This is a genomic window from Roseateles sp. (assembly GCF_047654785.1).
Lineage (GTDB): Bacteria > Pseudomonadota > Gammaproteobacteria > Burkholderiales > Burkholderiaceae_C > Pelomonas.
The window spans coordinates 226,844-249,704 of record NZ_JASGKQ010000002.1 but is presented as its reverse complement, the minus strand read 5'-3'; the positions used below and the strand labels follow the sequence as shown (position 1 = coordinate 249,704).

At 69.2% G+C, this 22,861-nt stretch carries 17 protein-coding genes; all 17 read left to right on the top strand.

Features of this window, described 5'->3' with window-relative positions:
- Positions 1–30 precede the first annotated feature (30 nt).
- Positions 31–2,232, top strand: a complete 2,202-nt coding sequence (locus tag QM788_RS05805) for a TonB-dependent receptor (protein WP_415660532.1) — start codon at positions 31–33, stop codon at positions 2,230–2,232.
- Positions 2,233–2,294: 62 nt separating this feature from the next.
- Complete coding sequence (locus QM788_RS05800; RefSeq protein ID WP_415660531.1) at positions 2,295–3,782, top strand: sigma-54 interaction domain-containing protein; 1,488 nt, start codon at positions 2,295–2,297, stop codon at positions 3,780–3,782.
- Positions 3,783–3,912: 130 nt separating this feature from the next.
- The gene (locus QM788_RS05795; RefSeq protein ID WP_415660530.1) at positions 3,913–5,112 is read left to right on the top strand and encodes a substrate-binding domain-containing protein; all 1,200 of its coding nucleotides are present in this window, start codon (positions 3,913–3,915) and stop codon (positions 5,110–5,112) included.
- A 109-nt stretch (positions 5,113–5,221) separates the two neighbouring features.
- Complete coding sequence (locus QM788_RS05790) at positions 5,222–5,965, top strand: ABC transporter ATP-binding protein (RefSeq protein WP_415660529.1); 744 nt, start codon at positions 5,222–5,224, stop codon at positions 5,963–5,965.
- Between the two features lie 71 nt (positions 5,966–6,036).
- Positions 6,037–6,768, top strand: coding sequence for an ABC transporter ATP-binding protein (locus tag QM788_RS05785; protein WP_415660528.1), 732 nt, complete (start codon positions 6,037–6,039; stop codon positions 6,766–6,768).
- Between the two features lie 352 nt (positions 6,769–7,120).
- A complete protein-coding gene (locus QM788_RS05780) occupies positions 7,121–8,095 on the top strand; it encodes a branched-chain amino acid ABC transporter permease (RefSeq protein ID WP_415660527.1) in 975 nt (324 codons plus the stop codon).
- Positions 8,092–9,186 (top strand): branched-chain amino acid ABC transporter permease, encoded by a 1,095-nt coding sequence (locus QM788_RS05775; protein ID WP_415660526.1) that lies wholly within the window; start codon positions 8,092–8,094, stop codon positions 9,184–9,186. The genes QM788_RS05780 and QM788_RS05775 overlap by 4 nt, the downstream gene beginning before the upstream one ends.
- Complete coding sequence (locus QM788_RS05770; protein ID WP_415660525.1) at positions 9,183–10,028, top strand: alpha/beta fold hydrolase; 846 nt, start codon at positions 9,183–9,185, stop codon at positions 10,026–10,028. The genes QM788_RS05775 and QM788_RS05770 overlap by 4 nt, the downstream gene beginning before the upstream one ends.
- 38 nt (positions 10,029–10,066) lie before the next feature.
- On the top strand, positions 10,067–10,837 hold the full coding sequence (locus tag QM788_RS05765; protein WP_415660524.1) for an ABC transporter ATP-binding protein: 771 nt from the start codon (positions 10,067–10,069) through the stop codon (positions 10,835–10,837).
- Between the two features lie 161 nt (positions 10,838–10,998).
- Positions 10,999–11,712, top strand: a complete 714-nt coding sequence (locus QM788_RS05760; RefSeq protein WP_415660523.1) for an ABC transporter ATP-binding protein — start codon at positions 10,999–11,001, stop codon at positions 11,710–11,712.
- Positions 11,713–11,737: 25 nt separating this feature from the next.
- Complete coding sequence (locus QM788_RS05755; RefSeq protein ID WP_415660522.1) at positions 11,738–12,943, top strand: ABC transporter substrate-binding protein; 1,206 nt, start codon at positions 11,738–11,740, stop codon at positions 12,941–12,943.
- A gap of 158 nt (positions 12,944–13,101) precedes the next feature.
- On the top strand, positions 13,102–13,989 hold the full coding sequence (locus QM788_RS05750) for a branched-chain amino acid ABC transporter permease (RefSeq protein ID WP_415660521.1): 888 nt from the start codon (positions 13,102–13,104) through the stop codon (positions 13,987–13,989).
- A gap of 28 nt (positions 13,990–14,017) precedes the next feature.
- Entirely contained in the window at positions 14,018–15,004 is a 987-nt protein-coding gene (locus tag QM788_RS05745) for a branched-chain amino acid ABC transporter permease (RefSeq protein ID WP_415660520.1), read from the top strand.
- A 527-nt stretch (positions 15,005–15,531) separates the two neighbouring features.
- Positions 15,532–16,545 carry a transposase gene (locus tag QM788_RS05740; RefSeq protein ID WP_415659779.1) on the top strand — a complete coding sequence of 338 codons (1,014 nt, stop codon included), beginning with the start codon at positions 15,532–15,534 and terminating at the stop codon, positions 16,543–16,545.
- On the top strand, positions 16,538–17,422 hold the full coding sequence (locus QM788_RS05735) for a hypothetical protein (protein WP_415660519.1): 885 nt from the start codon (positions 16,538–16,540) through the stop codon (positions 17,420–17,422). The genes QM788_RS05740 and QM788_RS05735 overlap by 8 nt, the downstream gene beginning before the upstream one ends.
- Positions 17,413–17,697: a hypothetical protein gene (locus QM788_RS05730; protein ID WP_415660518.1), complete on the top strand. Its 285-nt coding sequence runs from the start codon at positions 17,413–17,415 to the stop codon at positions 17,695–17,697. Before QM788_RS05735 ends, QM788_RS05730 begins: the two co-directional genes overlap by 10 nt.
- 103 nt (positions 17,698–17,800) lie before the next feature.
- Positions 17,801–22,861 (top strand): alpha-2-macroglobulin family protein, encoded by a 5,061-nt coding sequence (locus QM788_RS05725; RefSeq protein ID WP_415660517.1) that lies wholly within the window; start codon positions 17,801–17,803, stop codon positions 22,859–22,861.

Here is a 22,861-nt window from a genome sequence, read left to right as displayed (position 1 = left end):
CTGGTATCGAACAACAACCCGGAGACAACCATGCCCCGACGCCACCCGGCGCCCTCGCGCCTGCAACTCGCCCTCTTCACCGCGCTGGCCGCCCTCGGCGGGGCCGCCGCCGCGCAGACCGCACCGGCCGCCGCGACGGCCGAGCCGGCCGTGACGACGCTGGACACCGTCAAGGTCACCGCGCGCAAGCGCGAGGAGTCGCTGCAGGACGTGCCCGTCGCCGTCACGGCGCTGACCGCCGAGCAGCTGGACAAGCTCGCCATCAAGGACCTCGGCGACCTGCAGGGCCAGGTGCCCAACCTGACCATCTACGCCGCGCGCGGCAGCAACACGACGATCACCACCTTCATCCGCGGCGTCGGCCAGGCCGACCCGCTGTGGGGTGTGGACCCGGGCGTGGGCATCTATTTCGACGACGTCTACATCGCCCGCCCGCAGGGCGCGCTGCTGGACGTGTACGACGTGCAGCGCGTCGAGGTGCTGCGCGGCCCGCAGGGCACGCTCTACGGCAAGAACACCATCGGCGGCGCGGTGAAATACGTCTCCAAGCCGCTGCCCACCCAGACCGAGGGCTCGCTGACGCTGGCCGTCGGCAACTACGGCCAGGTGACGGCCAAGGGTGGCGTGGGCACGGCGGTGGCCGACGGCCAGTTCCGCTTCCGCGTCGCCGGCGCCAGCCTGGACCGCGACGGCTACGGCCGCAACCTCACCGACGGCAGCCCCGTCAGCGACCAGGACACCACGGCCGGCCGCGTCTCGATGGGCTGGTTCCCGACCGGCAGCAGCTTCAGCGCCCAGCTGTCGGTGGACCGCACGCGCGACAGGTCGCACATGCGCGGCTTCCAGCGCCTGAACGTCAACCCCTCCGACCCGGCCAAGACGCCGGTCATGAGCAGCCGCTACGACATCGCCAGCGGCATGCCCAACGCCAACTACACCAACAGCGGCGGCGAATCGCTGACGTTGAACTGGGGCCTCAGCGACGCCTGGAGCCTGAAGTACATCGCCGCGCACCGCACGTCCGACACCGACACGTCCATCGACTTCGACGGCCTGCCCGCCAAGATCGCCGACGTGCGCGCCGAGTACACCGACAGCTCGCGCAGCCACGAACTGCAGGCCGTCTACGAGGGCGAGAGCAGTTCGGGCGTCGTCGGCCTGTACTACTTCGACGGCCGTGCCGGCGGCACGGTGCGCAACAACTTCTTCAACCTGCTGTTCGGCACCACCAACGGCAATGTCTTCACCGAGGGCAAGGCCGTCTTCGGCGACTGGAGCTGGCGCCTGACGCCACAGTTCAGCGTCAGCACCGGCCTGCGCTACACCAAGGAAACCAAGCACGCCGTGGTGCTGAACCTGGGCTTCCCGAACGCCAACTTCGGCCCCACGCCCATCGCTGTGGCGGCGGATTTCGACAAGTCCCTGAGCGTCTCCAACACCTCGCCGCGCCTGTCGCTGGAATACAGGCTGAGCAAGGAGGTGCAGCTCTACACGACCGCCTCGCGCGGCTTCAAGAGCGGCGGCTACAACATCCGCGCGCAGGCCACGGCCGTGCCGCGCTCGGCCGATCCGTTCAAGGACGAAATCCTGGACTCGCTGGAAGCCGGCGCCAAGATGGTGTTCGACGAAGGCCGGCTGGAACTGAACGCCGCGCTCTTCCACAACAAGTACAAGAACGTGCAACTCTCGGTGTTCACCGGCTACGTGGACGCCAACGGCGTGGCGCAGTTCTTCGGCGACTTCACCAATGCCGGCAAGGCCAGCATCAACGGCGCCGAGCTGGAGTTCGCCTGGCGCCCGAGCGCCGACTGGCGCATCAGCGGCAACCTCGCCGCGCTGGACGCCAAGTACGACGAGTACATGGACGGCGGCGTCAACGTGGCCGGCCAGAAGAAGTTCTCCAACACGCCCAAGTTCCAGGCCGGCCTGAACATCGAACACAGCGCCCGCCTGGGCAGCGGCACGCTGCGCTCGCGCCTGGGCCTCTCCCACCGCAGCAAGGTCTACCCGACGACCGACCTCGCCGAGTCGCTGGCGCAGGACGCCTACACCCTCGTCAACGCCGGCCTGATCTGGGAGCAGAGCCGTCACCTGAGCTTCTTCCTGCAGGGCAGCAACCTGACGAACAAGGCGTACAAGACCGACGGCTACAACATCGCCGCGCTGGGCGTGCTGGACGCTTTCTACGGCGCGCCGCGCACCTTCACCATCGGCGGAACCTACAAGTTCTGAACGGGGTCGACCTGAAGCCGCTCGGCTTCGCGGGCGGGCCGGCGCGGTACATTGCGCCGGCCATGCCCCTGTCCAGGAACCAGACACCCGCCGGCATCCCGCAGGATGTCGATGGCCTGCTGTGCCTGGCCGCGCGCTCGATGTTCGACGTGCTGGCCCGCTCGGCCGAGGGCATGTTCGTCATCGACCGCAGCCACCACATCGTCTGGATCAGCGAGGGCTACAAGCGCTTCCTGCCGGCGCTGGGCTTCGCGGACGAGCGCGAGTTCGTCGGCAAGCGCGTCGAGGACGTCGTTCCCAACACGCAGATGCTGCAAGTGCTGGAGACGGGCAAGCCCGTGCTCGTGGACCTGCTGACCAACAAGGCCGGCACCTTTCTCGTCAGCCGGCTGCCGCTGCGCAACGACGCGGGCGAGGTCATCGGCGCGCTCGGCCTGGTGCTGCTCGACCACCCCGAGACGACGATGCAGCCGCTCATCACCAAGTTCGCGCGGCTGCAGCAGGAGCTGGAGGACACGCGCCGCCAGCTGGCCGCGCAGCGCCGGCCCAAGTACACGATCGCCAGCTTCATCGGCGCCGGCCCCGCGGCGCTGGAGGTCAAGCGCCAGGCCCGCCGCGTCGCGCAGACCGACTCCACCGTGCTGCTGCTCGGCGAGACGGGCACCGGCAAGGAGCTGATGGCGCACGCCATCCATGCCGCGTCGCGGCGCGCGCACCGGCCGCTGGTCGGCGTCAACATCGCCGCCGTGCCCGAGACGCTGCTGGAGGCCGAGTTCTTCGGCGTCGCGCCGGGCGCGTACACGGGCGCCGAGCGCAAGGGCCGCGACGGCAAGTTCAAGCTCGCCGACGGCGGCACGCTGTTCCTCGACGAGATCGGCGACATGCCGCTGGCCTTGCAGAGCAAGCTGCTGCGCGTGCTGCAGGAGCAGGAGGTCGAGCCGCTGGGCAGCAACACCGTGCTGCGCGTGGACGTGCGCGTCATCGCCGCCACCAGCCGCGACCTGGCGGCGATGGTCGCGGGCGGCCAGTTCCGCGCCGACCTCTACTACCGCCTCAACGTGCTGCCCATCCGCGTGCCGGCGCTGCGCGAGCGGCTGGAGGACATCGAGGCGCTGGCCGAGGCGCTGGGCGAGGACATCGCCCGCCGCAGCGGCATGCCGCAGAAGCTGTTGAGCCCCGACGCGCTGGAGTGGCTGACGCAGCAGCCCTGGCCCGGCAACATCCGCGAACTGCGCAACACGCTGGAGCAGGTCAGCCTGATGAGCGACGACATGCAGTTGACGGCGGGGCATTTCCAGGGCGGCTCGGCGCTGCCACAGCCCGCGCCCGCCCCTGCGCCGGCGGCCCCCGCTGCCGGGACCGCGCAAGCCGTGGCCCCGCTGCCCGAGCTGATCGAGGCGCTGGAGCGCGACGCCATCCGCCGCGCGCTGCAAGCCACCGGCGGCAACCGCATGGCCGCCGCCCGGCTGCTGCAAATCTCGCGCGCCTCGCTGTACGAAAGGCTGGCGCGTTGGCCGGATCTGGAAGTCCAGGTTTCAGGCAGCGCCTGAATTTCGGACACTCGCAACGGCCCTAACGCCGTAAAACCTCGGGACAACCCGAACGGAATCCGGCCCTGGCGTCCTCTTCCCCGCCAGGCACGGCCCTTGCAAAAAGGGAAGCATTACAAGGAAACAACCCATGCGCCTCACACGCCGCCTCGCGCTCGCCGCCGCCCTAGCGTCCACCTTCGTGGCGCTCTTGCCCGCCCACGCCGCCAGCAACGAAATCCGCATCGCCCACGTCTACAGCAAGACCGGCCCGCTGGAAGCCTATGGCAAGCAGACGCAGGTCGGCCTGCTGATGGGCCTGGACTACGCCACCGGCGGCACGATGACCGTCGCGGGCAAGAAGCTCGTCGTCATCGAGAAGGACGACCAGGGCAAGCCCGACGTGGGCAAGAGCCTGCTGGCCGCGGCTTATGGCGACGACAAGGCCGACATCGCCGTCGGCCCCTCGTCCAGCGGCGTCGCGCTGGCGATGCTGCCGGTGGCCGAGGAGTACAAGAAGATCCTGCTCGTCGAGCCCGCCGTGGCGGACTCCATCACGGGCGAGAAGTGGAACAAATACATCTTCCGCACCGGGCGCAACTCCGGCCAGGACGCGCTGGCCAACGCGGTGGCGTCGGACGTGCCGGGCCTGAGCATCGGCGTGCTGGCGCAGGACTACGCCTTCGGCCGGGACGGCGTGAAGGCGTTCAAGGACGCGCTGAAGAAGGCCAAGATCGTCCACGAGGAATACCTGCCCGCGCAGACCACCGACTTCACGGCCGGCATCCAGCGCCTGGTGGATGCGCTGAAGGACCGGCCCGGCCCCAAGGTCATCGCCGTCGTGTGGGCCGGCGCCATCACGCCCTTCCCGGCGCTGGCCGCGCTGGACCTGCAAAAGCGCTACGGCATAGCCGTCGGCTCGGGCGGCAACATCCTGCCGGCGATGGCCGCCTACAAGCAGTTCCCCGGCATGGAGGGCGCGACCTACTACTACTTCGGCATCCCGAAGAACCCGGCGAACGAGTGGCTCGTGGCCAACCACTACAAGCGCTTCAAGCAGCCGCCGGACTTCTTCACGGCCGGCGGCATGGCGGCGGGCATCGCGCTCGTCGAGGCGCTGAAGAAGACGGGCGGCGACACGGCGACGAACAAGCTCATCAAGACGATGGAGGGCATGAGCTTCGAGACGCCCAAGGGCAAGATGACCTTCCGCGCTGAGGACCACCAGGCGATGCAGTCGATGTACCACTTCCGCATCAAGGTGGACCCGGCCTTCCCCTGGGGCGTGCCGGAACTGGTGCGGGAGATCAAGCCCGAGGAAATGAACGTCCCGATCCGCAACAAGCGCTGAGGATGGCCCACCCCCTACCGACTTCGGCGGCCCCCTCAAGGGGGCGCTGCCAGTGGCCCGGCAAAGCCGGTTCCATGGCAGCCGCTGAGTAATTCACTACGGACCTGCAGTGCTCGAAACCAAGTCCCTCACCATCCGCTTCGGCGGCCACGTGGCCGTCGATGGCGTGAGCTGCGCCTTCCAGCCCGGCACGCTGACGGCCATCGTCGGGCCGAACGGCGCGGGCAAGACGACCTACTTCAACCTGATCTCGGGCCAGTTGCCCGCGAGCGGCGGCGAGGTCTGGCTGGACGGCGAGAACCTCACGCGGCTGCCCGCGCCGGTGCGCACGCGGCGCGGGCTGGGCCGGGCCTTCCAGCTGACGCAGTTGTTCGCGCACCTGACGGTGCTGGAGAACGTGCGCCTCGCCGTGCAGGCGCGGCGCGGCGAGGGGTTGCGGATGCTGTCGGTGTGGCTGTCGCACCGGGATCTGATCGACGAGGCGCGTGCGATTCTCGAACGTGTCCGGCTGGGCGGCCGCGCCGACGACCTCGCGGCCAGCCTGCCGCATGGCGACCAGCGCAAGCTGGAGGTGGCGATGCTGATCGCGCTCGACCCCAAGGTCTATCTGTTCGACGAGCCGACGGCCGGCATGAGCGTGGACGAGGTGCCCGTCGTGCTCGACCTGATCCGCGCGCTGAAGGCCGAGAAGCGGCACACGCTGCTGCTCGTGGAGCACAAGATGGACGTGGTGCGCGAGTTGGCCGACCGCATCATCGTGCTGCACCAGGGCCGGCTGGTGGCCGACGGCGACCCGGCGACGGTCATCGCCTCGCCCATCGTGCAAGAGGCTTACCTCGGGGTGGCGGCATGAGCCCCGCACGGCCGCCCGAAGGGGCTCAACTCCCGCCTGGCGGGACAGCGCGCAGCGCGAAGGGTGCGCCAATGACTTTGCTGGAGTTGAGGGGCGTGCACACCCACGTCGGGGCGTATCACATCCTGCACGGCGTGGACCTCGACGTGCCGGCGGGGCAGGTCACCATGCTGCTGGGCCGCAACGGCGCGGGCAAGACGAGCACGCTGCGCACGCTGATGGGGCTGTGGACGGCGAGCGCGGGCAGCGTGCGCTTCAAGGGCGAGGACATCACGCGGCTCTCGACGCCCGACATCGCGGCGCGCGGCATCGCCTACGTGCCCGAGACGATGGGCATCTTCGGCGAGTTGAGCGTGGCCGAGAACCTGCTGCTGGCGGCGCGGTCGGCGAAGCGGCTGGGCGATCTCGACGCGCGGCGGCTGGACTGGCTGTTCGGGCTGTTCCCGGCGCTGAAGACCTTCTGGCAGCACCCGGCCGGCAAGCTGTCGGGCGGGCAGAAGCAGATGCTCGCGATCGCGCGGGCCATGATCGAGCCGCGCGAGCTGCTGGTCATCGACGAGCCGAGCAAGGGGCTGGCGCCGGCCATCGTGCAGAACCTCATCACGGCGTTGCGGGAACTGAAGGGTACGGCGACGACGGTGCTGCTGGTGGAGCAGAACTTCCGTGTTGCTGCCGAGCTGGGGGATTCGGTTGCCGTCATGGATGACGGGCGGGTGGTGCATCGCGGGGCGATGCGGGAGTTGATCGAGGACTCGTCGTTGCAGCAGCGGTTGCTGGGGCTTTCGTTGGCGGCGCACCAATGAGTTCTTTGGTTGCTTTTGCTGGGAGCCTTTCGACTCGGTGCACCGCCGTCGGAGCATGTGGTGCCTTCATTGGTGAGCCCGGCGTGCAGCCGGCGTTAAGCGGCGTGAAGGTTCGATCTTTGGTGCTCGTCACAGGGACAGCGGCGAGAGCGCAGCGGGTCGCCTCGGGGCGTTCATCGAGCGGTTGTTCTCGCGCGCGAGCCGTCGCGCCAGGCCGCTCACGTGCGGTTCAGCGCCTCTCTTTTGGTGACTTTTCTCTGGCGCGACAGAGAAAAGTTACCCGCCCTCGCGGGGCGGATTCCCGCGGCGGTGCACCGAGTCGAAAGGCTCCCAGCAAAAGCAACCGCCAACCATGAAGCTCGACCCCAAACCCTTGGCCCTGCTCGCCGCGCTGATCCTCCTCGCGCTGCCGCTGACCGGCAGCGCAAGCACCTGGCTCAACCTGACCCTCGCCGGCCTCGCGATGGGCCTGATCATCTTCGTCATCGCCTCCGGCCTGACCCTCGTGTTCGGCCTGATGGACGTGCTGAACTTCGGCCACGGCGTCTTCATCGCGCTGGGCGCGTTCATGGCCACCACCGTGCTCGCCGCGCTGGCACCGTGGGCCGGCAGCCAAGACGTGCTGCCCAACCTCGCCGCCCTCGCCGCCGCCTGCCTCGCCGGCATGGCCCTCGCCGCCGCCGTCGGCGTCGTCTTCGAGCGCGTGCTCGTGCGCCCCGTCTACGGCCAGCACCTGAAGCAGATCCTCATCACGATGGGCGGCATGATCGTCGGCGAGGAACTCATCAAGGCCAGCTGGGGCCCGGCGCTGATCTCGCTGCCGCTTCCGGCGACGCTGAACGGCATCTTCCTCATCGGCGACGTGGCAGTCGAAAAGTTCCGCGTGCTGGCGATGGGGGTCGGCCTCGTCGTCCTCATCGCGCTGCTGCTCGTGCTGAACCGCACCAAGATCGGCCTGCTCATCCGTGCCGGCGTGCAGGACCGCGAGATGGTCGAGGCGCTGGGCTACCGCATCCGGCGGCTGTTCGTCGGCGTGTTCGTCGCCGGCGCCGCGCTCGCCGGCCTGGGCGGCGTGCTCTGGGGCCTGGTGCAGCAGGGCGTCGAGCCGCAGATCGGCGCCAAGGTCAACCTGCTGCTCTTCATCGTCATCATCATCGGCGGGCTGGGCTCCACCGTCGGCTGCCTGGTCGGCGCGCTGCTGGTCGGCCTGGTCGCCAACTACGCCGGCTTCCTCGCCCCGAAGGCCGCGCTGTTCTCCAACATCGGCCTGATGGTCGCCATCCTGCTGTGGCGCCCGCAGGGCCTGTATCCCGTGGGGGCGAAATGATCCGCGCGCTGCTCTCCCACGATCTGCCGCGCAGCAAGCCGCTGGCCGCGCTGCTGCTGGCCTGCTTCCTCGGCCTGCTGCTGGCGCCCTTCGTCTTCCCCGGCACGCAGGCGCTCAACGTCGCGGCCAAGGTGCTGGTCTTCATCCTGCTCGTCGCCAGCTACGACCTGCTGCTGGGCTACACCGGCATCGTCAGCTTCGCGCACACGATGTTCGTCGGCATCGGCGCCTACGGCATCGCCATCGCCTCGACGCGGCTGGGGCCGGACTGGGGCTCGCTGGCCCTCGGCTTCGCCGCCGCGCTGGCGCTCTCCGCCGTGCTGGCGCTGGCGATGGGGCTGGCGAGCCTGCGCGTGAAGGCGATCTTCTTCGCGATGATCACGCTGGCCGTGGCCTCGGCCTTCATGACGCTGTGCTCGCAGCTTTCCGACTTCACCGGCGGCGAGGACGGCTTGAGCTTCCAGCTGCCCGAGTTGCTGCGCCCGTCTACCGAGTTCATGGAAGAGCCGCTGTGGGGCGTCTCCCTCGACGGCCGGCTGTTGAGCTACTACGGGCTCTTCGTCGCCGTCACGGCGCTGATCCTGCTGCTGCTGCGCATCGTCAACTCGCCCTTCGGCCGCGTGCTGCAGGCCATCCGCGAGAACGAGTTCCGCGCCGAGGCCATCGGCTACCGGCCCGTGGTCTACCGCACCGGCGCCAACGTCATCGCCGCGCTGCTGGCCTGCTGCGGCGGCGCGCTGCTGGCGCTGTGGCTGCGCTACACCGGCCCCGAGACGGCGATGAGCATGGAGATCATGCTCGACCTGCTGCTCATCGTCGTCATCGGCGGCATGGGCACGGTCTACGGCGCGGTGGTCGGCAGCGTGCTGTTCATCGTCGCGCAGAACTATTTGCAGGCACTGCTGAAGGGCGCGGGCGGCCTCGTCGAGGGCGTGCCGGTGTTGAGCACGCTGGTCGCGCCCGACCGCTGGCTGCTGTGGCTGGGCCTGCTGTTCGTGCTGGCCGTCTACCACTTCCCCGGCGGCATCGTCGGGCGGCTGCGGCTGGCGGCGTGGGCGCGCCGCCGGAAGGACGGGAAGGGCAGGCCATGAGATCGCGCTACCTGAACTGCCTCGGCCGCGAGATCCACGTCACCGAATGGGGCGACCCCGGATCGCCAGCCGTCATCGCCTGGCACGGCCTGGCGCGCAGCGGGCGGGACTTCGACGACTTCGCCGCCGCGCTCGGCGAGCGTTGGCACGTCGTCTGCCCCGACACGCTGGGCCGCGGCCTGTCGCAATGGGCCGTCGATCCGGCGCGCGAATACTGCCTGGCCTTCTACGTCGAGCAGGCCGAGGCGCTGATGGACCAGCTGGGCCTGCAAAAAGCGCACTGGGTCGGCACCTCGATGGGCGGTGCGATCGGCACGCTGGGCGCGGCCACGCGGCTGCGCGGGCGCATCAAGCGCCTGGTGCTGAACGACAACGGCCCCGAACTGGCCGCCCCGGCGCTGGCGCGCATCAAAGCCTATGCCGGCCGGCCGCCGAGCTTCGCGGCGGTGAGCGAGTTGGAGGCGTACTTCCGCGAGATCTACGCGAGCTTCGGCCACCTGAGCGACGCGCAATGGCGGCGCCTGACCGAGACCTCGCTGCGCCGCCTGCCCGACGGCCGCGTGACCACGCACTACGACCCGGCGATGGCCGCGCAGTTCGACCACCACCCCGACGACTACGGGCTGTGGAGCGCCTGGGACCAGCTCGACCTGCCGGTGCTGTGCCTGCGCGGCGAGCATTCGACGCTGCTGACCGCCGACACCGCCCAGGCCATGCGCGAGCGCGGCCCGCGCGCGGCCGTGGCGCTGATCCCCGGCTGCGGCCACGCGCCCGCGCTGAACACGCCGGAGCAGATCGGGCTCATCGAACGCTTTCTTTCCGCTGACCGGGAATGCCCGTAAACCCATGGCCGGCTCGAAGCCCTAGAGTCGGCGACGCTATGAGCGACTACATCCTCGAAACGCAAGACCTGACCAAGGAGTTCAAAGGCTTCACCGCCGTGGACTCGGTCAGCCTGCGCGTGCAGCGCGGCCACATCCACGCGCTGCTCGGCCCCAACGGCGCGGGCAAGACCACCTGCTTCAACCTGCTGACCAAGTTCCTGACGCCCACGCGCGGGCGCATCGTCTTCGCCGGCACCGACATCACCCGCGAGACCTCGGCGCAGATCGCGCGCCGCGGCGTCATCCGCAGCTTCCAGATCTCGGCCGTGTTCCCGCACCTGACGGTGCTGGAGAACGTGCGCATCGGCCTGCAGCGCTTCACCGGCACCAGCTTCCATTTCTGGAAGGGCCTCACGGGCCTGAAGGCGCTGGACGCCAAGGTGCTGGCGCTGCTGGAGCTGGTGGACCTGCGCGACATGGCGCAGCTGAAGGCCGGCGACCTGCCCTACGGCCGCAAGCGCGCGCTGGAGATCGCCACCACGATGGCGATGGAGCCGCAGCTGATGCTGCTGGACGAGCCCACGCAGGGCATGGGCCACGAGGACGTGGACCGCGTGACGGCCCTCATCAAGCGCGTGGCCGAGGGGCGCACGGTGCTGATGGTGGAGCACAACATGAAGGTCGTGGCCAGCATCGCCGACCGCATCACCGTGCTGGCGCGCGGCGCCGTGCTGGCCGAGGGCGACTACGCGACGGTGTCCAAGCATCCGGCGGTGCTGGAGGCGTACATGGGTACCGAGGCGACCGAGTTGCAGGGGGCGCACTGATGATTCGTGGCGCCGATCGTGGGTTGCTTTTGCGATCTTGCTTTGCAACCCGGTGCGCCGCCGCGGGAATCCGCCCGCCGGGGCGGACTCCCGGCACGGTGCAACGAGTCGAAAGGCTCTCCGCAAAAGCAGCTGAAAAAACACGAGCGCACCACTGACACATGGCCATCCCCGCCCTCGAAATCACCAACCTCCACGCCTGGTACGGCGAGAGCCACATCCTGCACGGCATCTCCTTGAGCGTGCAGCCCGGCCAGGTCGTCACGCTGCTGGGCCGCAACGGCGCGGGCCGCACGACCACGCTGCGCGCCATCATGGGCCTGACCGGCGCGCGCAAGGGCTCGATCAAGGTCCACGGCGAGGAGGCCGTCGGGCTGCCGACGCACCGCATCGCCCAGCTTGGCATCGGCTACTGCCCCGAGGAGCGCGGCATCTTCGCGAGCCTGACGGCCGAGGAGAACCTGCGCCTGCCGCCGCCGCTGAAGGCCAAGCGCGGCAAGGTCATGAGCGAGACCGAGATCTACGCGATGTTCCCCAACCTCGCGGAGCGCCGCCACAGCCCCGGCACGCGGCTGTCCGGCGGCGAGCAGCAGATGCTGGCCGTGGCGCGCATCCTGCGCACCGGCGCCGACATCCTGCTGCTGGACGAGATCAGCGAAGGCCTCGCGCCGGTCATCGTCCAGGCGCTGGCCCGCATGATCCGCGCGCTGAAGGCGCAGGGCTTCACCATCGTCATGGTGGAGCAGAACTTCCGCTTCGCCGCACCGCTGGCGGACCACTTCATCGTCATCGAGCACGGCGAAGTCGTGCTCTCCTTCCCCGCCGCCGAGCTGGCCCGCCACCAGGCCCAGATGGACGAACTGCTCAGCGTCTGAACACCCCTACCACCAGGAGACACCCATGAACGCGATCCGCACCACCCTCGCCGCCGCCGCACTCGCCTGCTGCGGCCTCGGCGCCCAGGCCCAGGTCTCGGGCGACGTCATCAAGATCGGCATCATCACCGACATGTCCGGCCTGTACGCCGACATCGACGGCGCCGGCGGCGTCGAGGCCATCAAGATGGCCATCGCCGACATGAAGGGCGTGGCCGCCGGCAAGAAGGTCGAGCTGATCTTCGCCGACCACCAGAACAAGGCCGACGTGGCCGCCTCCAAGGCGCGCGAGTGGTTCGACACCCAGGGCCTGGACATGCTCGTCGGCGGCACCAACTCCGGCACCAGCCTGGCGATGTCCAAGATCGCGGCCGAGAAGAAGAAGCCCTTCATCTCCATCGGCGCCGCCAGCTCGCGGCTGACCAACGAGGAGTGCACGCCCTACACCGTCCACTACGCCTACGACACCGTCGCGCTGGCCAACGGCACCGGCAACGCGGTGGTCAAGGCCGGCGGCAAGACCTGGTTCTTCATGACGGCCGACTACGCCTTCGGCGCCAGCCTGCAGGCCGACGCCACGGCCGTCGTGCAGAAGGCCGGCGGCAAGGTGCTGGGCAGCGTCAAGCACCCGTTGTCGGCCAGCGACTTCTCGTCCTTCCTGCTGCAGGCGCAAAGCTCCGGCGCGCAGATCCTCGGCCTGGCCAACGCCGGCGGCGACACGATCAACACGATCAAGGCCGCCAACGAGTTCGGCATCACCAAGACGATGAAGCTCGCCGGCCTGCTGATGTTCATCAACGACGTGCACTCGCTGGGCCTGCAGGCCACGCAGGGCATGTACCTGACGGACGGCTGGTACTGGAACCAGAGCGCCGACGCGCGCGCCTGGAGCCGCCGCTTCTTCGACAAGGTCAAGCGCATGCCCTCCATGCTGCAGGCCGCCGACTACTCGGCCGTCACGCACTACCTGAAGGCCGTGGACGCGCTCAAGACCGACAACCCGGACAAGGTCATGGCCAAGATGAAGGCCACCAAGATCAACGACTTCTACGCGAAGGGCGGCGAGATCGGCGCCGACGGCCGCATGCGCTACGACATGTACCTGATGCAGGTGAAGACGCCCAAGGAGTCCACCGAGCCCTGGGACTACTACAAGGTCGTGCAGACCATCCCGGCGGCGCAGGCCTACACGAAGCTGGCCGACTCCAAGTGCCCGCTCGTCAAGAAATAAGTGAGCCCCTCGCCCAGCCTCGCGCCGCTGAACGCGCGCGTGTCTAGCCGGTCCCCCGAGGGGACGCCGATCGATGCCGGCACGGGCCGGCATCGACATCGGCCCTGGCCGCCCTTGGGAGCGGCCCGGCGGGCGTCCAGGATCGGAATGCAAATGTCATGACAGAACTATTCGGTATTCCGCTGCCGGCCCTCCTGGGCCAGCTGCTGCTGGGCCTGGTGAACGGCTCGTTCTACGCGATGCTGTCGCTGGGCCTGGCGGTCATCTTCGGCATGCTCAACATCATCAACTTCGCCCACGGGGCGCTGTACATGATGGGGGCCTTCTTCGCCTGGATGGGGATGGAGTACCTGGGCCTGAACTACTGGGTCATGCTCGGCCTGGCGCCGCTGGCCGTGGGCCTGGTCGGCATCGTCATCGAGCGCACCCTGCTGCAGTGGCTCTACAAGCTGGACCACCTCTACGGCCTGCTGCTGACCTTCGGCATCACGCTGGTCATCGAGGGCATCTTCCGCAGCTTCTACGGCGTGTCCGGCCAGCCCTACTCGGTGCCGGAGGCGCTGCAGGGCGCCACCAACCTCGGCTTCATGATCCTGCCCAACTACCGCGGCTGGGTCGTCGTCGCCTCGCTGGTGGTGTGCTTCGCGGTGTGGGCGCTGATCGAGAAGACCTCGCTGGGCGCCAAGCTGCGCGCCGGCACCGAGAACCCGCGGCTGGTGCAGGCCTTCGGCATCAACGTGCCGCGCATGGTGACGCTGACCTATGCCGGCGGTGTCGCGCTGGCGGCCTTTGCCGGCGTGCTGGCCGCGCCCATCCTGCAGGTGTCGGCGCTGATGGGCAGCAACCTCATCATCGTCGTGTTCGCGGTGGTGGTGATCGGCGGCATGGGCTCCATCCTCGGCTCCATCCTGACCGGCCTGGGCCTGGGCCTGATCGAGGGGCTGACCAAGGTCTTCTACCCCGAGGCGTCCAACACGGTCGTGTTCGTCGTCATGGTCCTCGTGCTGCTTGCGCGCCCCGCCGGCCTGTTCGGCAAAGAGAAATGACCCCCCTGAAGACCGCGGGACTCACTGCATGAACAAGAAGCTCCTGGGCTACGTGGCCCTGTTCGCCGCCATCGCGCTGCTGCCCGCCGTGGGCGCCTACCCCATCTTCGTGATGAAGGTGATGTGCTACGCGCTCTTCGCCTGCGCCTTCAACCTGCTGATCGGCTTCACCGGCCTGCTGTCCTTCGGCCACGCGGCCTTCCTGGGCATGGCGGCGTACACGGCCGGGCATGCGCTCAAGGTCTGGGGCTTGCCGGCGCCGCTGGGCCTGCTCGCCGGCACCGGCGCGGCGGCTCTCACGGGGCTGGTGTTCGGGCTGCTGGCCATCCGCCGCTCGGGCATCTACTTCTCGATGATCACGCTCGCGCTGGCGCAGATGCTGTACTTCTTCTTCCTGCAGGCGTCGTTCACCGGCGGCGAGGACGGTCTGCAGGCCGTGCCGCGCGGTAGCTTCCTGGGGCTGGACCTCGCCAACGACCTGACGCTGTACTACGTCGTGCTGGCCATCTTCATCGCCGCGTTCTGGCTCATCTACCGCATCGTCCACTCGCCGTTCGGCCAGGTGCTCACGTCCATCCGCGAGAACGAGGCCCGAGCCACCTCGCTGGGCTACGACACGGCCCAGTTCAAGCTGCTGGCCTTCGTGCTGTCGGCCGCGCTCGCGGGCCTGGCCGGCGCCACCAAGACGCTGGTGCTGGGCTTCGCCACGCTGACCGACGCGATCTGGACCACCTCCGGCCTCGTCATCCTGATGACGCTGGTGGGCGGCATGGGCACGCTGGTCGGGCCGATGGTGGGCGCGCTGGTCATCATCGCGCTGGAGAACAAGATCGGCGACCTGGGCGGCTTCCTGGCCCAGCTGACCGGCATCGCCTGGTTCAACGGCCTGGGCGAATCCGTCAGCCTGGTCACCGGGCTGATCTTCATCGTCTGCGTGCTCGCCTTCCGGCGCGGGCTGGTGGGCGAGACGGTGGCGCTGTGGGAGCGCTGGACGGCCGCCAAGCGCGCCGCCTGAGCGCCCGGCGCGTTGCCGGCTGTCACCAGCGCCAGCCCCCGTCAGCGTGGGTGCCGTTCAGCTGTAGTCCTCGGCCCAGGGCGGCGCGTTCAGTGCCGCCGCCGGGATTGGCACCGTGCTGTACATGTGCGCGTGCCCATTCGGACACGCGCTGGCACGGCAAGCGGCATGCCCGCATCAGCGCGAATATTCACGTGGCCAGCATCCGTAATATTAACTACTGGCCACCTGGTCAAGCGTCATATCGTCACCTAGGATGAGATAACCATCAACCTGTGGAGAGTTGCGTTGTGCACCCGTAGAACGTTTCTAGTCGTTTCCTACGCTGCACTCGCTTCAGGGGCGTCACTAGCTCGTGATGATAAAGATTGCAGTGGAAAGGGGAAGTCCCTTCCAAGTTCTCCAAGCGCTACAGTGTCTTCGCCTACCTTGCGCCAGAGTAAGATAGGACTTACGCAAACGTTTAAATAAATAGACCCTGCATGGTATTTGTTGGATAATTTGCCGCATCGACCTCAGCATGCAAATTGTCCATCAAAAGAATCGACTACTGCCAGTTCATCCTGACCAGCCAGACCAATTTCACCATGACGAACTTTGCGGATCACGGCCAGGGATTCAGCCACGATGCGGTGAAGCGGTACCTGCAAGGCGACAAGCTGTCGGCCAGCTTGGTTTGGGAGCATGCGCAGCGTGACATCGTTCCATCCCCCCGGGGATGCATCGTGTTTGACGACACCATCCTCGACAAAGGCCATTCGCACCAGATCGAGTTGGTTCGCCGGCAGTACAGCGGCAATGCCCACGGCATCATCAAAGGGATCGGCCTGGTGAACTGCCTCTACGTCAACCCCGACACCGGCGAGTATTGGCCCATCGACTATCGATTGTTTGCGCCCGAGCAGGACGGCAAGACCAAGCTGGAGCACGTGCGCGACATGTTGGTCAGCGCTGCGGGCAACAAAGCACTGCCCTTCACCCGGGTGCTGTTCGACACCTGGTACGCCACGATGGAGCTGATGCTGCTGGTGGACAGCCTGGGCAAACGCTTTTACTGCCCGATCAAGGCCAACCGGCTGGTCGATGACAGCGCCGGCCAAACGCCGTACCGGGCAGTGAGCGGCTTGTGCTGGACGGCACAAGAGGCTGAGCGCGGCAAGCTGATCAAGATCAAGGGATTCCCCAGGGACTACAAGGTGAAGCTCTTCCGGGTGACGGTGTCTTCCCACCGCACGGATTGGATCGTGACGAACGATCTGGCTCAAGATTCGACGCAGGGCACGCAAGAGGCGTGTGCGCTGCGCTGGAAGATCGAGCAGTTTCATCGAGAACTCAAGCAGCTGACGGGCGTTGAGAAGTGTCAGTGCCGCAAGGCGCGAATGCAGAGAAACCACATCGCCTGCGCGATCTTGGTTTGGCTGCGGCTGCGGGCGGTGGCCAAGGAAAAACTCTCTTCGATGTATCAGATCAAGACCAGTTGGCTGTCCGAACGGATGCGCCAGGAGCTGCGAAGTCCTTCGGTTTTGATGCGTTTTGCGTAAGTTCTATAAGAACGAGATCATCACATTGGAGCAAGGAGCGACCACTCCGTGGGAGATTGCCTCAGTCATTTCAGAAAATTTCCAACTGATCGTTGAACAGAACTTTCGAAAGATGAAGCCCGATGAAATGCGTGCTCTGTTGCACTCGTTGAGTGACGCCGAGCTCAATGATCTGGCGATGCTTTATAACCGATCAGCCTTGAATAGCGGCATGAACGCAGTGCTGCTAGACACCATCGCTATATCGGCGGATGCTGCCGCTATCCGCCGCGTCGGAGATCACTTCGGTTTCGAGGACACCTATGCGGCAGTATATCGATCAGCTCCCGCCAATGCCTACGCGCTTACGCGTGCACTGAACCCTTCAACATCGCGCGCGACAACGGTATCGTTCGCCAACGGTGGAGCTACAGGCGGCATGATGATCCCTAATTCTGGGCCTACTGTCGGGTACACGATTGGTGAGGTATACCTGTCATTCCGCACTGCGCCGGTCGGTTCGTTGGGCGTCGCTGGTGCGTTATACGAGACGGCGTCCTTTGTTGGTACTCGGCTTAGCGTGGCCTATGGCGCTGGATATGCGCTTGGGTCGGCGATCAACAGCCTTTGGTCGACCTATTCTCCTTCTACCTACGCTGTGTCGTCTAACTTGCTTGGTCAAGCCGTCGATGGCTTTGCGAGCTCGGTCTCAAGCCTAATGAACGGCACCGCATTTTCTGCCCTTTCGATGTCGGTCCGTTCTGCGATCGGAGATTTGCAATCAAACTTGTTCAGCAGCTTCCTTCCAGGTGGGCCAAGGGCCACGTTCTACCGTGGCGGCGGTGATTTCGGTGTGAGCAGTCCATGGAGTTATAACGAGCGCGACTCATGCAAATGAATCTGTCGCAGAACAGGTGGTTGGTGGTAGGCCGGGCGGCGATTGCGCTCATCGGCGCGCTCTCCATGACGGCGTTTGCGACGGGGAGCGAAGCGCACGTGCGTTGGCTCGTCGGTGGGCTGTTCGTTGCCGCCTTCATCGCCTACCTTGCCGAGGCCAAACGCCGCCAAGGAATGGCGGCGCCCTACCGGCTCAGCAAGCCAGTTCTGGCCGTCGAACTCGTTTGTGTGCTCTGCGGCCTGGCGGTCGTCGTAGGGCGCACAGCGCCGGCCTGACGCTGCCCCGCCTGCCGCTACCGCTGGCCCGCTGCGCTGAGACCCGGCTCAGGGCCTCCCGGACTCCTACACTCGCCGCGCGCATTCAGCGGGAGGGGCGGCGATGGCATCCAGGCGGGTTCAGGGCGCGGTGGCGGCCGTGGTGGCGGCGGGTGCGGCGGCGGCCGGTGGCTGGTGGTTCACGCAGCGCGCGCCGGCCCTGCCCAGCAGCGCCGAGATCGGCGGCGAGGAAGCCGCCTTCGCGTTCACCGAATGCAAGCCGCGGCTGCTGGACGGCTCGCCCGCCATCGCCGTCATGTTCACGCAGGCGCTGGACCGGCGGCAGGACTTCGGCGCGCTGCTGAGCGCCGCCGAAGCCCCGCCCGGCCGCCCGGCCGACCCCGACGACCCCGCGAGCCCGGCCGCGCCGGCCGACCCGGCCAGCTTCAAGCCGCTGGCCGCCCGCTGGGTGCTGGGCGACAACCCGCGCGTGCTCTACCTGCCCTTCGCCACGCCGGACCGCGCCTACCGCATCACGATGAACGCCGGCCTGGCCGCGCGCGGCGGCGCCACGCTGGCCGCCGCGCAGACCTGCGAGGCCACCAGCGAGGCCATGCCGCCGAGCTTCTACTTCGCCAGCCGCGGCCTGGTGCTGCCGGCCGGGCAGAACGGCGGACTGCCGGTGGTCAGCGTCAACACGCCCGAGGTGGACCTGCAGTTCCTGCGCGTCAAGCCGGAGGCGCTGCCCGCCTTCCTGGAGCAGGTGGGCGGCCGCCGCGAACGCCACGCCGACGAGGGCGGCGGCGACGACAGCTGGGGCGACGGCCAGCGCCGCCTGAAGGGCACGGTCGGCGGCTGGGCGCTCGACGAACTGCGCGCGATGGCCGACAGCGTCTACCTCGCCCGCTTCAAGACCGACCCGCGCGCCAACCGCCGCAACGTCAGCTTCCTGCCGGTGGAGAAGATCCCGGCGCTGCAGCAGCCCGGCATCTACGTGGCCGTGATGAGCCAGCCCGGCCGCTTCGGCTGGGACTACCAGGTCACGCACTACTACGTGACGGACATCGGCCTGCACCTGCGCCGCCACGCGGCGCAGATCGACGTGTTCACCACCTCGCTGAAGAGCGGCAAGGCCCAGGGCGGCGTCGCGCTGACGCTGGTGGACGACGCCGGCCGGGCGCTGGCCCAGGCGCAGACGGACGGCGAGGGCCACGCGGTGTTCACGGGCCGGCACGACCGGGCCCGCGCGGTGCTCGCGCGCCAGGGCGGCGAGATGGCCATGCTGTCGCTGCGCGACGCGGCGCTGGATCTCAGTGAGTTCGAGGCCACCGGCCACCCGTCGCGCAGCCACAAGCTGTTCGTCTACGCCGGCCGCGACCTGTACCGGCCGGGCGAGCGCTTCGACGTGTCCGTGCTGTCGCGCGACGCGGACGGCCGCCTGCCGGCCCGGCTGCTGCCGCTGACGCTGACGGTGAAGAAGCCCGACGGCAGCAAGCTCGCCGAGCAGCTGGTGCCGCCGCGCCAGCCGGGCCAGGGCTATTTCCAGCACACGATCGCGCTGCCGGCCGACGCGCCCACCGGCGGCTGGACCCTGCAGGCCCGCGTGGACCCGTCGGCCCGCCAGCCCGATGCGCAATGGAGCTTCAAGGTCGAGGAATTCCTGCCCGAGCGCATGAAGCTCACGCTGGCCGCGCCCGAGGCGCCGCTGGCCGGCGAGGTCCGGCTGCCCGTGCAGGTGCGCGGCGACTACCTCTACGGCGCCCCGGCCGCCGGCAACCGGCTGCAGGCCAGCGTCGCCACCGAGCGCCTGGCCAACCCGCTGGCGCAGCAGCTGCCCGGCTTCGTCTTCGGCGACTTCGCCGACGACCCGGCCCGCACCCGGCAGGACCTGCCCGAGGCCGAACTGGACGCCGACGGCCGGGCCGAGGTCACGCTGACCGCCCCGCTGGCCGGGCGCCGCTCGCCGATGCGCGTGCGCGGCGCCTTCAGCCTGCTGGAGAGCGGCGGCCGGCCGGTGGTGCGCAGCCTCGAACGCAGCTGGTGGCCGGCGCCGGCCCTCGTCGCCGTGCGCCCGCTGTTCGACCGCGACGTCGCGCCCGAGGGCGGCCAGGCCGGCTTCGAGGTGGTGCGCGTGGGCGCGACCGGCGCCTTCCGGCCCGCCAGCGGCCTGCGGCTCACGCTGGTCCGCGAGGAGCGCCAGTGGTACTGGCGCCACGACGACAACCGCGGCTGGCACGCCGGCTTCACGACGACGGACGAGCCCGTCGAGGCGCGCACGCTGAAGCTGCCTGCCAAGGCCACCGTCAACCTGCCGGTGCGCTGGGGCCGCTACCGGCTCGAAATCGCGGACCCGCAGACCGGCCAGGCGCTGCGCTACGGCTTCTACGCCGGCTACGGCGCGCAGGACGCCGACGACATCGGCAACCGCCCCGACCGCGTGCAGCTGCAGCTCCAGGGCGCGCCCTACCGGGCGGGCGACGTCGCCCGGCTCGCCATCAAGCCGCCGCACGACGGCCAGGCCATCGTGACCGTGGAGGGCGACCGGGTGCTGTGGAGCCGCCGCGTGGCCGTGAAGGCCTCGGGCACGGCGCTGGACATCCCGGTGGATGCGGCCTGGGCGCGCAACGACCTCTACGTGACGGTGGCCGCCTTCCGCCCCGGCAGCGACGGCGACCGCGTGACGCCGGCCCGCGCGCTGGGCCTGGTCCACCTGCCGCTGGACCGCGGCGACCGCAAGCTCCGGGTCGCGCTGGCGGCGCCGGCCAAGACCCTGCCGTCCACCGCGCTGCCGGCGCGCGTCAAGGTGCCGCAGCTCGCCGGCCGGCCCGCCATCGTCACCGTCTCCGCGGTGGACGCCGGCATCCTCGCCATCACCGGCTTCAAGACGCCCGACCCGGCCGACTTCTTCTTCGGCAAGCACCGCTACGGCGCCGACATCCTGGACCTCTACGGCCGCCTCATCGAGAAGATGGACGGCAACGTCGCGCAGCAGCGCTTCGGCGGCGACGCCGGCAAGCGCGACACCCAGTCGCTGCCGCGCAAGCTGCTGCTGGTGGACCTGTTCAGCGGCCCGGTGCAGCTGGACGCCCAGGGCGAGGCGAGCGTGCCCGTCAAGCTGCCGGACTTCAACGGCACGCTGCGCCTGATGGCCGTCGTGTCCGGCGCGGACCGCTATGGCAGCGCGCAGGCCGAGACCGTGGTGGCCGCGCCGCTGGTGGCCGAGCTGAACCTGCCGCGCTTCATCGCGCCGGGCGACACGGCGACCGTCGCGCTGGACCTGACCAACCTCAGCGGCGCGCCGCAGGAGGTGCGCGTCGCGCTGTCCGCCACCGGCCCGGTGCGCATCGGCGGCGGGCCGCAGACCCTGAGGCTGGCCGACCGGCAGCGGCAGGTCCTGCGCTTCCAGGCCGAGGCGCTGGACGCCGAGGGCCTGGCGCCGCTGCGGCTGAGCGTCAGCGCCGGGGCGCTCCGGCTGGAGCGCGAGGCCGCGCTGCAGGTGCAGCCCGCCACGCCGCGGGTGCGCGAGAGCCGCCGCATCCGCCTGGAGCCCGGCGCCACGCAGGCCCTCGACCGCACGCTGCTGGACGCCTACCGGGCCGGCTCGGCCACGCTGGCCCTGAGCGTCGGCAGCACGCCGCCGCTGGACATCCAGGCCCAGGTGCAAGGCCTGCTGGGCTACCCCTACGGCTGCCTGGAGCAGACCGCCTCCAGCGCCTACCCGCTGGTCTTCATCGACGAGGACGCTGCCCGGCGCTGGGGCCTGACGCCGCTGCCGCGCGAGGAGCGCGCCCGGCGGCTGGACGCCGCCTTCGCCCGCCTGGCCGGCATGCAGCAGGCGCGCGGCGGCTACGGCCTGTGGGCGGCCGGCGACGCCTACGAAGGCTGGCTGACGGCCTACGTCACCGGCTTCCTGCAGGACGCCCGCGACGCCGGCTTCGCGGTGCCCGAGGGGCCGCTGAAGAAGGCGCTGGAGAACCTGACCGAGCAGTTCCAGCGCAGCCCCGGCCAGCAGCTCGCGCCGCCCCGGGCGCCGCGCCGCAACGACAGCGGCATGCTGCTGGACCCGCACGACGCCGAGACCCTGCGCCTGGCCCACCAGCGCTTCGCCGAGGCCGCCCACATGGGCCATGTGCTGGCCCGCGAGCAGCGCGCGCCGCTGGCCACGCTGCGCACGCTGCACGACCGGCACCGCGCCAGCGCGCTGTCGCCGCTGCCGCTGGTCCACCTGTCGCTGGCGCTCCAGGCCATGGGCGACCCGGCCCGCGCCCGCGCCGCGCTGGACGACGCGATGCAGCGCGGCTACGGCTACCAGCCGGCCGACGGCGGCTGGGACCCCTGGCTGGGCGACTACGGCTCCCGCGTGCGCGACCGCGCGCTGGCCTACGCGCTGCTGCTGCGCCACAAGATCGGGCACGACCGGCGCGAGAACCTGCTGTTCGACCTGGCCGACGACCTCCGCCAGCGCAGCCACTACGCCACGCAGGAGCGCCTGGCCCTGTTCCTCGCGGTGCAGGCCGCGACGGACGGCGCCGGCCGCGACGATGCCTGGACGACCACGCTCACGGTCGGCGGCCAGGCCGGCGGCTGGGCCGGCCGCGGCACCGGCCAGCAGAGCCTGGGGCCGGCGCAGGTGCGCAGCGGCGTCGCGCTGAAGAACGAAGGCAGCCGCCCGGTCTACCTGGACGTGGCGGCCCAGGGCTACCCGACCCGGCCGCCGGCGCCCGCGAGCGGGGCCATCAGCGTCGAGCGCGCGCTGTTCACGAGCGACGGCCGGCCGGTGGCGACGCGGCGGCAGTTCGCCACCGGCGAGATGCTGATCGTCCGCCTGCGCGTGAAGGCGTCGCAGGAGATCCGGGACGGCCTGGTGGTGGACCGCATCCCGGCCGGCTTCGAGATCGAGAACCTGAACCTCAGCCAGGGCCCGCAGGCCGGCGAGTTCACCGTGGACGGCGTGAACGTCGCGCAGGCCAACGCCAGCGAGCGCATCGTCCACACCGAGTACCGCGACGACCGCTTCGTCGCCGCAGCGCGGCTGGGCGCGCCGATGGACCTGTTCTACCTGCTGCGCGCGGTGACGCCGGGCCGCTACGTCGTGCCGGCGACCTTCGCGGAGGACATGTACCGGCCGGAGATCCGGGGCGTCGGCAAGGCGGGCGGGGAGGTCGTCGTCGTGGACCGGCCGTGA

Bases quoted from the DNA above. Each gene is read 5' to 3' on its own strand.
- QM788_RS05805 (WP_415660532.1), top strand. From the start codon at position 31: ATGCCCCGACGCCACCCGGCGCCCTCGCGCCTGCAACTCGCCCTCTTC.
- QM788_RS05800 (WP_415660531.1), top strand. From the start codon at position 2,295: ATGCCCCTGTCCAGGAACCAGACACCCGCCGGCATCCCGCAGGATGTC.
- QM788_RS05795 (WP_415660530.1), top strand. From the start codon at position 3,913: ATGCGCCTCACACGCCGCCTCGCGCTCGCCGCCGCCCTAGCGTCCACC.
- QM788_RS05785 (WP_415660528.1), top strand. From the start codon at position 6,037: ATGACTTTGCTGGAGTTGAGGGGCGTGCACACCCACGTCGGGGCGTAT.
- QM788_RS05780 (WP_415660527.1), top strand. From the start codon at position 7,121: ATGAAGCTCGACCCCAAACCCTTGGCCCTGCTCGCCGCGCTGATCCTC.
- QM788_RS05775 (WP_415660526.1), top strand. From the start codon at position 8,092: ATGATCCGCGCGCTGCTCTCCCACGATCTGCCGCGCAGCAAGCCGCTG.
- QM788_RS05770 (WP_415660525.1), top strand. From the start codon at position 9,183: ATGAGATCGCGCTACCTGAACTGCCTCGGCCGCGAGATCCACGTCACC.
- QM788_RS05765 (WP_415660524.1), top strand. From the start codon at position 10,067: ATGAGCGACTACATCCTCGAAACGCAAGACCTGACCAAGGAGTTCAAA.
- QM788_RS05760 (WP_415660523.1), top strand. From the start codon at position 10,999: ATGGCCATCCCCGCCCTCGAAATCACCAACCTCCACGCCTGGTACGGC.
- QM788_RS05755 (WP_415660522.1), top strand. From the start codon at position 11,738: ATGAACGCGATCCGCACCACCCTCGCCGCCGCCGCACTCGCCTGCTGC.
- QM788_RS05750 (WP_415660521.1), top strand. From the start codon at position 13,102: ATGACAGAACTATTCGGTATTCCGCTGCCGGCCCTCCTGGGCCAGCTG.
- QM788_RS05745 (WP_415660520.1), top strand. From the start codon at position 14,018: ATGAACAAGAAGCTCCTGGGCTACGTGGCCCTGTTCGCCGCCATCGCG.
- QM788_RS05730 (WP_415660518.1), top strand. From the start codon at position 17,413: ATGCAAATGAATCTGTCGCAGAACAGGTGGTTGGTGGTAGGCCGGGCG.
- QM788_RS05725 (WP_415660517.1), top strand. From the start codon at position 17,801: ATGGCATCCAGGCGGGTTCAGGGCGCGGTGGCGGCCGTGGTGGCGGCG.